Below are 14,932 nucleotides of genomic sequence, written 5' to 3' on the forward strand. Positions count from 1 at the left end.
CCAATACAAATGAAAAAAGAGGCAAATGACGTCTTTAAACATCCATTCACCTCTTTACTTATAGTCCCAATTTTTATTGGTTATTCACTTGCCAACAAGAAGTGATATACTGGTTGATCTCCTAATTGAATATCAAATTCAATATCTTCAAATTCTTGTTCTAAAACAGAAACAATTTCTTCAGCTTCTTCTTGTGTTGCGTCTTCTCCGATTAAGATTGTGACAATTTCAGTATCATCAGAAATCATTTGACGTAATGTATCAAGCGTTACTTCTTGTTTATCTTTTTGAGAAAAGACGATTTTACCGTCAATCAATCCCATAAAATCATTTTCTTTAATGTCTATGCCGTCAATTTGTGTATCACGTACCGCTATTGTAACTTGACCACTAACAACAGAAGATAAAGCATTTGTCATGTTCTCTTTATTTTCTTCTAATTGGTTTAGTGGATTAAATGCAAGTAGAGCTGTCATACCTTGTGGAATTGTTTTTGTCGGAACAACAACAGCAGGTGTATCGCTCACTTGAGCAGCTTGATCTGCTGCCATTTGGATATTTTTATTATTTGGTAGAATAATCACTTTTTCTGCATGTGCTTCTTCAATAGCTTTTAAAATATCCTCTGTACTTGGATTCATTGTTTGTCCACCATTGATAATGACTGTAGCACCCATATCTTTTAATAACGTTTGTACACCATTTCCAGCAGCAATTGCAATAATACCATATTCTGCTTTTTCAACTGGTTTTTGTTTTGTTGCTTTATTTGTTAATACATCTTCATGTTGCAAACGCATATTATCTACTTTAATTTTAATAAGTGAACCAAATTTTTGACCATAATTCATGACTTCTCCTGGTCGTTCTGTATGTACATGAACTTTAATGATTTCATCATCTGCTACAACTAATAAAGAATCTCCTAAGTCATTTAAATAATTACGGAATGTATCATAATCAAATGTATCTGTAACAGTTTCTCCTTCTCCAATACGTACCATAATTTCTGTACAGTAACCAAATTGAATATCTTTTGTATCCACTGCATGTGCAACATTAGAAAAGTTTTCATGATGCGCAACAGATGCTAAGTTCGCTGAAATACCTTTTCCAAATGATGTTGGTAATTTTTCACCTGTTAAAGATTCTAAAAATCCTTCATAAACAAATAGTAATCCTTGTCCACCACTATCGACAACACCAACTTCTTTTAAAACTGGCAATAATTCTGGTGTGTTATCTAATGATACTCTAGCACCTTCAACAATAGCACGCATAACATCAATAATATTATCTGTTGTTTTTGCTTTTTCCTCTCCTGCTTTTGCAGATTCTCTAGCAACAGTTAAAATAGTACCTTCAACTGGTTTCATTACAGCTTTATAAGCTGTTTCAACACCGTGTGTAAATCCTTGTGCAAATTGTTCAGCAGTTAAAGAGCTATATGTTTCAACCGATTTTGAAAACCCTCTAAATAATTGCGATAAAATAACACCTGAATTTCCTCGTGCTCCCATCAATAAACCTTTTGCTAAATCAACAGCTAAAGCACCTACTTCTTCTTCTTGAGATTGAGCGACACGTTGTGCTCCTGATGTAAAGGACATGTTCATATTTGTTCCAGTATCTCCGTCTGGGACAGGAAACACATTCAAAGAGTTTACTAATTCAGCATTTTCATGTAGACGTTCACAGCCTACTTGCACCATATCTTTAAATGCTTGTCCTTTTAGTTCTTTCATTTCCAATTCAAAATCCTCCTAATAGTCATGTCATTGACTTTCTCAAAAATACTAGTCCTGTACGATACGTACACCTTGTACATAAACATTTACTGAATGTACATCAATACCCAATAAATGTTTTAAATCATAGCTAACTTTAGATTGTACATTACGGCAAATTTCAGAAATTTTTGTTCCATAGTTAACAAAAATATAAACATCTACCATGACTTGATTGTCTATTTGACGAATGACCACACCACGAGAATAATTTTCTTTTTTCAAAATAACATTGATATTATCTCGAATTTGATGCTTACTTGCCATACCAACAACACCATAGTTGTCTGTAACAGCTGTTCCAACAACTGTTGCAATAACCTCCTGTGTTAAATCAATATGACCATTTTTTGTTTCGATTTTTACTGACATATAAATCCTCCTTTATCATACGATTTATAGCATATCATCTTGATAATAACATACTTTATTATCTATATCTATCTTTTTTATAGAAAAATATTAGGCTCTTCCGTTCATAGAAAGCATTCTATGAACGAAAGAGCCTTTTTTATGTATTTAAATGATGATTTTTCTCATTGTAAATATATTTTATCTTTATTTCAAACCTAATTTACGAATGAGATAAACTACTTTGCTGCAGTAAAGCGGTCGTTTGCTTTATTCCAGTCTACTAAATTCCAGTATGCATCAACATAGTCTGGACGTCTGTTTTGATAGTTTAAATAGTATGCATGTTCCCAAACATCTAAAGCTAAAATTGGTGTTTTACCTTCCATGATTGGTGAATCTTGATTCGCTGTTGATAACACTTCTAATTCTCCATTATTTAATGCCAACCATGCCCAACCAGAACCAAAACGTGTTTTAGCGGCAGTATTAAACGCTTCTTTCATTGCCTCTACACTACCAAATTTTGCTTCAATTTCTGCTTTTAATTCGCCAACTGGTTCAGTCTTAGCTGGTGTTAAAGATGTCCAAAAGAATGAATGATTAGCATGTCCACCACCATTGTTTCTGACTGCAGTTTGAATGCTTTCTGGTAATTTATCTAAATGTGCAATAATTTCTTCAACTGATTTCCCAAAAAATTCAGGTGCTTTTTCTAATGCAGCATTTAAATTTGTTACATACGCTTGATGATGTTTTTCATGATGCAAATGCATTGTCGCTGCATCGAAATGTGGCTCAAGTGCCTCATAAGCATAAGGTAATTTTGGTAATTCAAAAGTCATAATACTCCTCCTAAGGTGTGTACAAACACACGCGTTTTTTATATGTTTTTAGCATACCATACTTTCACAAACATGAAAAGGCTTTTGCTTTTGTATGACGCCATTTTTAAACATTTAAAGTTTATTATTTCACAAGCAAATCACTTGTTTTTTTCTATTCTTTTCATCTATATTTACGTCGTGCGAAATGCACAAATACAGTTTCAAAATATTTGGACTATTTTGGAGGAATCATTATGTCAAAAGAAATTCGTGTACTATTGTATTATCAATATGTACCAATCGAAAATGCAGAACAATTTGCAAAAGAACATCTTGCATTTTGTAAAGAAATTGGTATTAAAGGTCGTATTTTAATTGCCAATGAAGGTATCAATGGTACTTGTTCAGGAACCATTGAACAAACACAACAATACATGGATCACATGCACAAAGATCCAAGATTTGCCAATATGGTATTCAAAATTGATGAAGAAAATAATATGGCATTCCGTAAAATTTTTGTGAGATATCGTCCAGAACTCGTTAATTTAGGTTTAGAAGAGGATGTTAATCCTTTAGAATTAACAGGACAATATTTATCCCCACAAGAATTTAGAGAAGCTCTGCTAGATGAGGATACAATCGTTTTAGATACACGTAATGACTATGAATATGATTTAGGTCATTTTAGAGGTTCTGTTCGTCCTGATATACGTAATTTTAGAGAATTACCTCAATGGGTATTAGACAACAAAGAAAAATTTATGGAAAAACGTTTAGTTGTATATTGCACAGGTGGTATCCGCTGTGAAAAATTCTCTGGCTGGTTAGTACGTGAAGGATTTAAAGATGTTGGGCAATTACACGGCGGTATCGCAACTTATGGAAAAGATCCAGAAGTACGTGGTGATTTATGGGACGGAAAAATGTATGTATTTGATGACCGTATCGCTGTAGATATCAATCAAAATGAACATATTGTCGTTGGTCGTGACTGGTTTGACAACACACCTTGCGAACGTTATGTCAACTGTGCTAACCCTCGTTGTAATCGTCAAATTCTATGTTCAGTTGAAAATGAAGAAAAATATTTAAAGAGCTGTTCACACGAATGCCGTATTCATCCAGAAAATCTTTACGTCAAACGTCATGAGCTAACACGTGATGAATTAGAACAACGTCTACAAAAAATTGGTGAAACATTAGCAACAAATGCATAAATAAGAAGTTAACCTAAAAACAAAGGTTTTACTTCTTAAATAAAAAAGACTTGAAATCAACATTTTTAATGAGTTGGTTTCAAGTCTTTTTGAGTAATTTCGCTTCTTAATAGAGTAGTTCTTATGATCAAATATGCTCTAAAATTGTTTATTTAATCCGTTTTTGGTATAATGAAATCGTTTATGAAGTGAAAAAGGAGTCTTATCATGCCAATACAATACCCTGCGGGTACTGTTTTATCTACTAAAACATCTCAAAATAATATCATACACGGCAAACGGGGCATGATTTTTGAGGAACAAATCAATCAGTCGAATCTTTACTATTTACAAAAGAAAATTGCAGTGATTCATAAAAAGCCAACACCTGTTCAAGTTGTAAAAGTAGACTACCCCAAACGTAGTGCTGCTAAAATAACAGAAGCCTACTTCCGTCATGCTTCAACAACAGATTATAATGGTGTGTACCAAGGTTTTTATATTGATTTTGAAGCAAAAGAAACGAAAAATAAAACGTCTTTTCCTCTGACAAATTTTCATGAGCATCAAGTACAACACATGGAGCAATGTCTTGAACAACAAGGAATAACGTTTGTTCTTTTTAAATTTTCTTTCCATAATCGTGTCTTTTTATTAAAGGCTCAACACTTTATTCAATTTTGGAGAGAAAAACATAAAGATGGCAAGCGTCAATCAATCCCCTTGTCATATATTGAAAAGTATGGCTATGAAATTCATATAGGCATGTATCCTATTATTCCTTATTTAGATATTGTAAAGCATTTGATTGATACAAACAATAAATTTTAATAGTGTTATATAGGAGGCTATTTTATTTATGGTAAAAACACAAACACGTTCTAGTAAGCCTGTTAACAAAAAGAAAAAGAAACCCAAAACAAAAAAAGGACTTGGCAAAAAAATTTTATTAAGTTTTTTAGCGATACTATCCATTCTTTTTCTAATTGTTGTGAGTGTGACAGCTTACTTCATATCAACAGCACCGAGTATTACACAAGAAGCTTTAATCGGGACAATCCCGTCTACGATTTATGATAAAAACGGTGAGATTATTACAAAACTTGGAGGAAACGATCGTATTTTGATTGATCCAAGTGATATTCCTGAAAATGTCGCAGATGCTGTTCTATCTATTGAGGATAAACGTTTTTACGATCACAATGGTGTTGATTTTGTTCGTATTGGCGGTGCCTTTATTACAAACTTAGCAAAAGGAAGACTTTCTCAAGGTGGTAGTACAATTACGCAACAACTTATCAAACTATCCGCTTTTTCAACGTCAAAAGAAGATCAAACCATTAAGCGAAAAATTCAAGAAGCATGGTTAGCCATTCAAGCAGAAAAGCAATACACTAAAGAAGATATTTTAGCTTTATATTTAAATAAGGTGTATTTAGCAAATAATATTTATGGATTCGGTACGGCAGCACAATATTATTTCGGAAAAGATGTCAATAAATTAGATATTGCCGAAGCTGCTTTATTAGCAGGTATGGTTCAAGCACCAAATCACTATGATCCATATGTCAATCCAGAAGCTGCTTTACAAAGAAGAAATACTGTTTTAGGTACAATGCTATCAAATCAAAAAATCACGCAAGAAGAATTTAATATCGCATCTGCTTTACCTATTACTTATAATTTAGTCGATCATAAAAATGATAAATCAGCGGCAGAATTATCTATTGATTCTTATGTGCAAGCTGTTGCTGCTGAAATTTCAGAGAAAACCTCTTTAAATCCATATACAGATGGTCTATCTATTTATACAAACCTAGATATGAATGTCCAAAATAAATTGTTAGATATTTTAAATACAACAAATTACATTGACTGGGCAAATAATGATGTCCAAGCTGCCGTGACAGTTGTTGACCCAAATAATGGGGCTATTGTGGCTATGGTGGGAGGTCGAAATATCAATGTCCAATTAGGTTTAAATCGTGCAACAGTTGCTTCTAGAAGTGTTGGATCAACATCAAAACCTTTAGTCGATTACGGTCCTGCATTTGAATATAAAGACTACTCAACTGGTCAGTCTGTTTCAGATTCACCAATCAATTATTCAGACGGAACACCTTTATATAACTGGGATTTCCGTTATTTTGGATCAACGTCTATCCGAACAGCACTTGCTGCTTCACGAAACACTCCTGCTCTACGTACATTACGAGATGTCGGTTTAGATAACGCTTATGCATTCTTGTCTAAATTAAAAATAGATGTTACAAATAATGGTGTGCCTGGATTAGTAGAATCAAATGCTATTGGTTTTGAGGCAAGCCCTTTACAAATGGCGGCCGCTTATAGTGCCTTTGCAAATGGTGGTACTTACTACAAACCATTTACAATCAATAAAATTATTACACGTTCTGGAGAAGAAGCAAGTTATATTGGCGAAGGGACACGTGCCATGAAAGACTCCACAGCTTACATGATTACAGATATTTTAAGAGGTGTACCAACAACTTATGCCACAAGTGCAGACATTCCTTATTTATATCATGCTGGAAAATCAGGAACAACGAATTATACAGAAGATCAATTAGCTACTGTGACAGGTGGTAAAACCGTTCCATTTGCAGCACCAGATGCGTGGTATGTTGGCTACACAAAACGATACGTTGTATCAACTTGGGTAGGATACGATACCCCAAATGAACTCAATCATTATTTAGATCAAACTGAATCAACCTATGCACAGTTAATTTATAAATACATTATGTCTTACTTAGCACAAAATGGTGATAATACACCTTGGGAAAAACCAGATAGCGTTGAACGTTACGGATCAGAGCTATATTTAAAAGGAAAACGTCCTGTTTATACAGAAATTGAAAGAGATGTAACCACACGACGTAGAGATGAAGATTCTGACGATGATAAAGAAAAAACAACAATTAGTTTTACAACAAAAAGTTTTTCATTCTCATCACGTGAAGCTACAACACGTGAAACAACGACTAAAAAAGAGGAAGATAATTAAAACAAAGAGCTTTATATCAACTACTTTTAATAGTTGATATAAAGCTCTTTACTATTTAAATAAAGTTCATTATAGGCATCGCTATTCAATCTTATTTAGCTCTCCGCCAACACCATTTGACGAAGAGCCTAATTTTTTTGTATAATAATCTATGAGAAATACCTCCTTGTTTAATTGTGGTGATTTAATCATACAGGTATTTCTCTTTTTTTGTCCACTTTTATATACAAAATCGTGTTGGTGGATTATTCCCACTAACACGATTAGTCTTTTATTTTTTAGGTTGCATTTGCATTGCTTCTTGTTTTAATTTTTGTACTTCGTATTTCTTTAGTGGTCGCCACTGTCCGACACCTAAATGATCAAGTGTTAAAGAACCATATTTTTCACGTCTTAATTTCATGACAGGTGTACCAATTGCCATAAACATTTTTTTCACTTGATGATTCCAACCCTCGTGAATGGTTAATTCAATGGTTGCTGTTTGCTTATCTGTATCTCCAGATAATAATTTTACTTTTGCAGGAGCTGTTTTTTTCCCATCAATTTTAATACCGTATTTCAGTTTTTTTAGTTGCTGTTCAGTAGGTATACCTTTTACTTTTGCAATATATGTTTTTTCCACATGATATTTTGGGTGCATGAGCAAATTAGCAAATTCTCCATCATTTGTTAACAATAATAATCCTGTTGTATCATAATCCAATCGCCCAATAGGATAAATTCTTTCTTGCAATCCTTGAAAATAATCTGTTACAACTGCTCTTCCTTTATCATCTGATACAGCTGAAATAACACGTTGTGGTTTATTAAATAAATAATAAACAGGTTCTTCTTTATAAAGCGGTACACCGTCTACTTCAATTTTATCACTTGTACTTACTTTATAGCCTAATTCCGTCACAAGTTTTCCATTTACTTGAACATGACCACTTATAATCAATTCTTCACATTTTCTTCTTGATGCCACCCCTGCATGCGCCATCACTTTTTGCAAACGTTCCACTAGTTTTCTCCTTATTCTGTAGCATCTTCTATTTTTACATCATTTGTTTGATACTCTTTTTTATAACGCTCTTCAAACAAATCTTGTAGCGTATTTTCTTGAATCATTTCTAATTGATCTAAATCAGGTAATTCTGACATATCCGTAATACCAAAATAATTCATAAAATAATCTGTTGTCCCATACAAAATAGGCTTTCCTGGACTATTTTCTCTTCCTTTAGATTCAATTAAATCTCTCATTTGTAATTTTTGTAGAGCACCTGTTGATTGTACACCTCTAATTTGATCAATTTGTGCACGTGTTAAAGGTTGTTTGTATGCGATAATAGCTAATGTTTCGAGCGCTGCCTGAGATAATTTAGTGGCAAAAGGAGAAACTGCATATTCTTTTATTACTTCTGAATATATTCCCTTTGTCACTATTTGATAACGATTGGCAAAAGAAACTAATGCCAGTCCGCATTGTTCATCATCATGGTATTTTTTTTGTAAAGTTTCCAGCAATACTGTAACGTCGGAAGTTTGTATATGTAATAAGTCGCTCAATTCTAATAGTGTTAGGCCTGCATCACCTGATACAAATAACAAACTTTCAACTGCACCTATTTGATTACTCATTTTCTTCTCCTTTATAATCATACCATTCTTCTTGTTGAATATTTTCTCCTGCATATAAATAAATCATATCATGTAATGTACCTTGTTTAAAATACACACGTTTTTCTTTTGCTAACTCTAACATAGCTAGAAATGTTGCTATTAAAGACTGTTTTGAGTCAATAAAATCGATAATCGGTACTTCTCTACTTGTTTTGGATAATGTGTCAACTATGCGTAACATTGTTTCTTCAACAGATACTTGATCCATTTCGATTCTTGCATGTAATGGTTGTTTTTGAAGCTGTTTTTGAAACATCTTTTGAAAAGCACGAATCATATCATCAAGACTAACTTCTCCCTCTTTTAATGGGATATTTTCTTGTAGTAGTTCTAAATTAGTAGGTTCCTTTGCAAAAAATTGTCCTCGTTCGTCTTCTTTTTCACGCAAGGCACTTGCAACTTCTTTGAATTGTTGGTATTCAATCAATTGTCTAATTAACTCATCTTGTAAATCTTCTTCGTACTCTTCTGTTTCAATCTCTATTGTATCAACTCGTGGTAATAACAATCTACTTTTAATTTCTAAAAGCGTAGCCGCCATAACCAAATACTCTCCAGCAATATCTAACTGTAAATATGTCATTGAACGAATAAATTGTAAATATTGATCAACAATAATCAGCATTGGAACTTCTTGAATATCCATTTTTGTTTCTTTAATCAAATGTAATAACAAATCTAAAGGACCTTCAAAATCATCTAATTTTATCAATAATTCTTGATTATTTTCCATTTATAACTCCTAAAAACATCAATACATAGGCAAATGTTCTCATTTTTATTGATATACAATAAAAATGAGAACATTTAGCTTAAGCTAATTCTAACGTTTTTTTGACTAAGTCTTTAAATAAGTGTTTAACTTTTTGAGTAACCTCTACAACCTCTTCATGACTTAATGCATTACCACTCATGCCTGCTGCTAAGTTAGTAATACAAGAAATCCCCATAACTTTCATACCTGCATGACGTGCTACAATCGCTTCTGGAACAGTAGACATACCAATTGCATCTGTTCCTAATAGTCTAAACATTCTAATTTCAGCAGGTGTTTCATAAGAAGGACCTGAGTACCATGTATATACGCCTTCTTTTAAATCCACACCTACTTCTTTAGCAGCTTGACGAATAATCGTTTGATACTCTGGTGTATATACTTTTGTCATATCTGGGAAACGTGGACCGATTTCCTCATCATTTGCACCAATCAATGGATTTGGTCCAGCATAGTTAATATGATCTGTAATCATCATCAAAGTACCTGGTTTAAATGTTTCATTAACACCACCTGCTGCATTTGTTAAGAAAACAGAATCTATACCTAATGCTTTGAACACACGAATTGGGAATGTAATAGCATCTAATGCATAGCCTTCATAATAGTGGAAACGTCCTTTCATAACTAGAACTTTTTTTCCACTTAATTCACCATAAACCAATTCATTAGAATGACCTGCAACAGTTGATACAGGAAAATGAGGAATTGTTGAATATTCAACAATAATTGGATTTTGAATTTCTTCTGCTAATTCACCTAAACCAGATCCTAGTATTAAAGCAAATTGTGGCTTTTCAATACCTTGCTTCTTTAAATAATCTGTTGCTTGTGCAATTTTTTCTTTATATGTCATTTTTTTATAAATCTCCTTTATACTAACTCTGATAAGAAACTTTTTCCATTTTCTGTTTGTTTAACTGAAAAATTATTAGAAATAGTTGCTGCAATATCAGCAAAATGTCCACCTGCTGACAAAGCTCCCGTTTTTTCAAAAGCTTTCGAATACACCATTAAAGGTACATATTCACGTGTATGATCTGTTCCTTTATAAGTTGGATCATTTCCATGATCTGCCGTAATCATCAATAAATCATCATCATCCATTTTTTCGTAAATTTCAGGCAAGCGTTTGTCAAAAGCTTCTAAAGCTTGTCCGTACCCTATCACATCACGTCTATGTCCATAAACAGCATCAAAATCGACCAAATTCAAGAAACTCAATCCAGTAAAATCTGTTTCTAAAACTTCAAGTAATTTGTCAACACCATCCATATTATCTTTTGTACGAATAGCTTTTGTAATACCCGCACCATTGAAAATATCATTGATTTTACCAATAGCAATACAATCATAGTGAGATTGTTCTAAAAAGTTTAATGTTGTTTCACCAAAAGGACTTAATGCATAATCATGGCGGTTACTTGTACGTTTAAAGTTTCCTGGTTCTCCAATATAAGGGCGAGCAATAATACGTCCTACCATATAAGGTTCATCTAATGTAATGCTACGTACATATTCACAAATGCTATATAATTCTTCTAATGGAATAATCTCTTCATGTGCTGCAATTTGTAAAACAGGATCTGCAGAAGTATAAATAATTAAAGCTCCTGTTTCCATTTGTTCTTGTCCATAATCATCAATCACGGCTGTTCCACTATACGGTAAGTTACAAATAACTTTCCGACCAGTGTGTTCTTCAATTTGTTGAAGAAGTTCTTGTGGAAAACCATTTGGGAAAACTCTAAATGGCTTATCAATATTTAGTCCCATAATTTCCCAATGACCAGTCATTGTGTCTTTTCCAACAGATTCTTCTTGTAATTTTGTATAATATCCCATTGTTTCAATATCATTTGGTATATTTTTTAAAGATTCTATTTTTCCTAGACCTAATTTTGCCATATTTGGTAAATGAAGCTCCATATTGTCCGTAATATGTCCTAATGTATGAGAATTTACATCATCAAATTTATCAGCATCTGGTGCTTCTCCAATTCCTACTGAATCCATTACGATTAAATGTATACGTTTAAATTTCATTTTTATTCCTCGCTCCTATTTTTTTGCATGTGGATGTGCTAGTGTATAGTCATCCGTCACTTTATTCATATCAATATGTGTGTAAATTTGTGTTGTTTCTAAATGTTCATGCCCTAATAATTCTTGTATCATTCTTAAATCCATGCCATTTGCCAATAAATGCGTTGCCACAGAATGCCTAATAGTATGTGGAGTGACATGCTTATCGACTCCACTTTCTTGAACGATTTCTTTCAATCGTTTCCAAATACCTTGCCTTGTAAATGGTTTACCTCTACGATTTAAAAAAACGTAAGCACTTAGATTATCTTTATCATAAACAGGTCTAACTAAATTATAGTACATATTTAAATAATGTAGTGCCTCTTCGCCTAATAGTGTAATTCGCTCTTTATTTCCTTTTCCGATAACATTTACTGTTGCTGCTTCTCTATGCACTTGGGATAGTTTTAAATCGCATAATTCGGATACACGTAATCCAGTGGCATACATCACTTCTAAAATCGCTCTATCTCGGATACCTTGCAAGGTATTTAAATCAGGAACAGCTAAAATATCGTCTATATCATCTTCTGTTAGTACACGGGGTAACTGCTTTCTTTTTTTAGGTAAAGAAATTTTTTCCATTGGATTTGTTTCAACAATCTGCTGGTGTTTTAAATATTTATGAAAACTTCTTAAAGCTGATATTTTACGACTAATCGTAGTTGCTTCTTTACCTTCGTCATAAAGTAAAGAAACATAGTGTCGAATATGATCTGCACTAATATTTTCCCAATGTACAATACGATATATCTCTATTAAAAAATTAGCATAGTGTATTAAATCCAATTCATAATTGATACAACTATTTTCTGAAGCTCCCTCTCTTGAGAAGTCAATGATATATTCTTTTATTATTCGTTTATCTAAACTCATCATATACTTATTTCACTAATCGAATATAGCCATCTTTTTGTTCAATCATACGACGCTTCAACAAATTACCTACGGCACGTTTAAACTGACCCTTGCTAATCCCAAAGTATTGTTTTATATCATCTGGATCGCTTTTATCCCAAAATGGAAGACTTCCATCTTTTGATTTGTTTAAAAATGCCAATAACATTTCCGCGTCATCTCCAATAGCTTCATGTGCACGTCGTCTTAGAGATAGATTTAAAATACCATCTGGTCTAACACCAATTACTCGTCCAGATAATTGTTCACCCAATCTAGGCTCATCAACGCGTTCGCTTGGATGAATAAATCCAATATAGTAATCATCTGTTAAAACGTATGTACCAACTAATTTTAAGCGAAAAGCCGTTGCTGTAATATCTTTATTTTTATCTGTTTCTTTTCCTTTTTTAGCAACAGATCTAAAAATATGTTCGTCTGCTAAAATACCCCATAAACGCTCTTTTTTATCTACTCTTAAACTAATCATCAATCGATCGTTTTTCTTTGGCCATAACTCTTTCATTTGCGGTAAATCATCTAAAGAAACGACAATTTCTTTATCAGGTAATCCTATATCAACGAACACTCCTAAATCTTTTCTAACTTGCGTTACTGTCGCCCATGCGTACTTCCCTTGCTGGACTTTTGGAATATTCGTTGTTAACCTTTTTTTATGTTGACTAGATTCATAAACAAAGCCTTTTACTGTATCTCCAATGGATAGCGACTCATCTTCTTGTTTATCCATCGCAAACGTCACACCGTCTTTTTGAATAAAATAAAAATCGTTATTTTCATCTGTGACCATGCCTGTTATGACTGTTCCATATAATGTATTCATACTATTCCTCCATATTCACCTATATTATTTTAACATAATCATGAAATAAAAAATAGTATCACTCTTTAGATGACGGTTCAGTTTTTTGTTTTAATGTAATTTCTTGATAAATTTGTTTCCCATTTTTTAACACACAAGTCAGTAATAGTATGTCTTCCTCTTTTTTATCAATATAAACGGTTCCAGTATTAAAGATAATCGCCTTCTTTTTTATATTTTTATCCATATCTTTACAAACAATATGTATCATCATTTTCGCCAAACGATTTTCTCGTTCACTATATAGCATAGCTATTTTATCGTGATAAGTCATTTGAAGATATAGTAAACTCGTTATCATAAAAAGACATAAAGTCATCACAGTCACAAAAATACTAGCTTGTTTATTTTTGAATAATATATAGAATATTCGCTTCATAATAATCTCCATTTTGAAAAAATACACGAATGTGATAATAGTCTTTTTGCTTATTGACATACCATTTTTGCACATTGAATAGCAAGGGTTCATATCCACCTTTATCAGTTGTACGTCTTAGAATGTTATGATACTGTTCATATCGAATTGTTTTCTTATCTATTTGTGTGAAAAGTACATTTGTATCATGTTTGATATATTGTTCTTTGGACAAACAGTATTCTAAATAGTTTTTGAATTGAATAAAGGCTGTTTCATGATGTTGTCGTATATAGCCATGATATTTTGTTATCATTGGTTGAGTAGAAAGAAGTAATATCGTTATAACACAAAAAACAAATAATGACACTACTGTTTCCAATAATGTAAATCCCTTTTTATTTTTTAAAAACTGATAATATTTGTTTATTATCATAATAAATAACTCCGCCATTCACATCATTATCAATACGCCCTTTTCCTTGATTAATTGTTCCTGTTTGCTCTGAGATTATGCGATTATCCAATAAATCATAAAGATGGTTAATGTCTATTTGGGTCTGTTCAAATACAAATTGTTGTATCATACAAAAGCTCATTAAAAGAATAAAACTCGACAATAGAAAAAAAGATAAGACACATTCAAACAAAATGCTCGCTCTAATATCGCTTAATTTTCTCAAGATAACATACCCCTCTTCCAAATTGTACATGTAAAATATATGTATACGTTTCTGTGTACGATGTGAATGTATCATATCTTTTTAACGTTCCCGTATCTTTTGAAAAACAATATGCATGTGTCATGCCTGAAAGTACACGAGGTACTTTCAAAGATTTGTCCAATGCTAAATTTGTATACACTTCATGCGTTTTCATGTTTACTGTTATGATACTATCTTGATGTGTCACAATCGATTGATGTTGTGCATAAAGTAATTTTTCTCCAATTGTAAAGTAAAGTGCAAAAAAACAGATAATTACTTTCTCTTTTGCGGGGTTAATAACCAAACAATAAAAACAAAGGTTTTCTAGTCAAGGCGAAAAACAAAGTGTGCCTTGACGGGAAAC

17 protein-coding genes are annotated in these 14,932 nt (G+C 32.6%); 3 read left to right on the forward strand and 14 right to left on the reverse strand.

Annotated elements, in window-relative coordinates:
* Window positions 1-80 precede the first annotated feature (80 nt).
* The 3 genes from GMA06_RS00505 to GMA06_RS00515 form a co-directional block, all read right to left on the reverse strand.
* Window positions 81-1,745 carry a DAK2 domain-containing protein gene (locus tag GMA06_RS00505; protein ID WP_205426130.1) on the reverse strand — a complete coding sequence of 555 codons (1,665 nt, stop codon included), beginning with the start codon at window positions 1,743-1,745 and terminating at the stop codon, window positions 81-83.
* A gap of 51 nt (window positions 1,746-1,796) precedes the next feature.
* Entirely contained in the window at window positions 1,797-2,159 is a 363-nt protein-coding gene (locus GMA06_RS00510; protein WP_163546201.1) for an Asp23/Gls24 family envelope stress response protein, read from the reverse strand.
* A gap of 218 nt (window positions 2,160-2,377) precedes the next feature.
* Window positions 2,378-2,983: a superoxide dismutase gene (locus GMA06_RS00515; RefSeq protein ID WP_163561331.1), complete on the reverse strand. Its 606-nt coding sequence runs from the start codon at window positions 2,981-2,983 to the stop codon at window positions 2,378-2,380.
* Between the two features lie 236 nt (window positions 2,984-3,219).
* On the opposite strand from GMA06_RS00515, the gene GMA06_RS00520 reads away from it, so the two are divergent.
* The 3 genes from GMA06_RS00520 (at window position 3,220) to GMA06_RS00530 (ending at window position 7,192) form a co-directional block, all read left to right on the forward strand.
* Window positions 3,220-4,185, forward strand: a complete 966-nt coding sequence (locus GMA06_RS00520) for a rhodanese-related sulfurtransferase (protein ID WP_163546199.1) — start codon at window positions 3,220-3,222, stop codon at window positions 4,183-4,185.
* A 207-nt stretch (window positions 4,186-4,392) separates the two neighbouring features.
* Window positions 4,393-4,995, forward strand: a complete 603-nt coding sequence (gene recU / locus GMA06_RS00525; protein WP_163561332.1) for a Holliday junction resolvase RecU — start codon at window positions 4,393-4,395, stop codon at window positions 4,993-4,995.
* A 28-nt stretch (window positions 4,996-5,023) separates the two neighbouring features.
* The gene (locus tag GMA06_RS00530) at window positions 5,024-7,192 is read left to right on the forward strand and encodes a PBP1A family penicillin-binding protein (RefSeq protein ID WP_163561333.1); all 2,169 of its coding nucleotides are present in this window, start codon (window positions 5,024-5,026) and stop codon (window positions 7,190-7,192) included.
* Window positions 7,193-7,463: 271 nt separating this feature from the next.
* Here GMA06_RS00530 and GMA06_RS00535 read toward each other — a convergent pair whose 3' ends face one another.
* The 11 genes from GMA06_RS00535 to GMA06_RS00585 all read right to left on the reverse strand — a co-directional run bounded on the left by GMA06_RS00535 (window position 7,464) and on the right by GMA06_RS00585 (window position 14,872).
* Window positions 7,464-8,198, reverse strand: coding sequence for a pseudouridine synthase (locus GMA06_RS00535; RefSeq protein ID WP_163561334.1), 735 nt, complete (start codon window positions 8,196-8,198; stop codon window positions 7,464-7,466).
* An 11-nt stretch (window positions 8,199-8,209) separates the two neighbouring features.
* Window positions 8,210-8,818 (reverse strand): SMC-Scp complex subunit ScpB, encoded by a 609-nt coding sequence (gene scpB, locus GMA06_RS00540; RefSeq protein WP_163561335.1) that lies wholly within the window; start codon window positions 8,816-8,818, stop codon window positions 8,210-8,212.
* Entirely contained in the window at window positions 8,811-9,593 is a 783-nt protein-coding gene (locus GMA06_RS00545) for a segregation/condensation protein A (protein WP_163561336.1), read from the reverse strand. Before GMA06_RS00545 ends, scpB begins: the two co-directional genes overlap by 8 nt.
* A gap of 79 nt (window positions 9,594-9,672) precedes the next feature.
* Window positions 9,673-10,491 carry a purine-nucleoside phosphorylase gene (locus GMA06_RS00550; RefSeq protein ID WP_163546704.1) on the reverse strand — a complete coding sequence of 273 codons (819 nt, stop codon included), beginning with the start codon at window positions 10,489-10,491 and terminating at the stop codon, window positions 9,673-9,675.
* 17 nt (window positions 10,492-10,508) lie between these two features.
* The gene (gene deoB, locus GMA06_RS00555; protein ID WP_163561337.1) at window positions 10,509-11,681 is read right to left on the reverse strand and encodes a phosphopentomutase; all 1,173 of its coding nucleotides are present in this window, start codon (window positions 11,679-11,681) and stop codon (window positions 10,509-10,511) included.
* 15 nt (window positions 11,682-11,696) lie between these two features.
* Complete coding sequence (gene xerA / locus GMA06_RS00560; protein ID WP_163546706.1) at window positions 11,697-12,602, reverse strand: site-specific tyrosine recombinase/integron integrase; 906 nt, start codon at window positions 12,600-12,602, stop codon at window positions 11,697-11,699.
* A gap of 4 nt (window positions 12,603-12,606) precedes the next feature.
* Complete coding sequence (locus GMA06_RS00565) at window positions 12,607-13,464, reverse strand: S1-like domain-containing RNA-binding protein (protein WP_163561338.1); 858 nt, start codon at window positions 13,462-13,464, stop codon at window positions 12,607-12,609.
* Between the two features lie 58 nt (window positions 13,465-13,522).
* Window positions 13,523-13,882 carry a hypothetical protein gene (locus tag GMA06_RS00570; RefSeq protein ID WP_163546708.1) on the reverse strand — a complete coding sequence of 120 codons (360 nt, stop codon included), beginning with the start codon at window positions 13,880-13,882 and terminating at the stop codon, window positions 13,523-13,525.
* On the reverse strand, window positions 13,848-14,297 hold the full coding sequence (gene comGF, locus GMA06_RS00575; protein ID WP_163561348.1) for a competence type IV pilus minor pilin ComGF: 450 nt from the start codon (window positions 14,295-14,297) through the stop codon (window positions 13,848-13,850). The genes GMA06_RS00570 and comGF overlap by 35 nt, the downstream gene beginning before the upstream one ends.
* Window positions 14,260-14,448 (reverse strand): hypothetical protein, encoded by a 189-nt coding sequence (locus GMA06_RS00580; RefSeq protein WP_163561339.1) that lies wholly within the window; start codon window positions 14,446-14,448, stop codon window positions 14,260-14,262. Before GMA06_RS00580 ends, comGF begins: the two co-directional genes overlap by 38 nt.
* Before the next feature lie 73 nt (window positions 14,449-14,521).
* Entirely contained in the window at window positions 14,522-14,872 is a 351-nt protein-coding gene (locus GMA06_RS00585) for a hypothetical protein (RefSeq protein WP_163561340.1), read from the reverse strand.
* Between the last annotated feature and the right edge of the window lie 60 nt (window positions 14,873-14,932).

It is taken from the genome of Granulicatella sp. zg-84, from assembly GCF_010892375.1.
GTDB lineage: Bacteria > Bacillota > Bacilli > Lactobacillales > Aerococcaceae > WM01.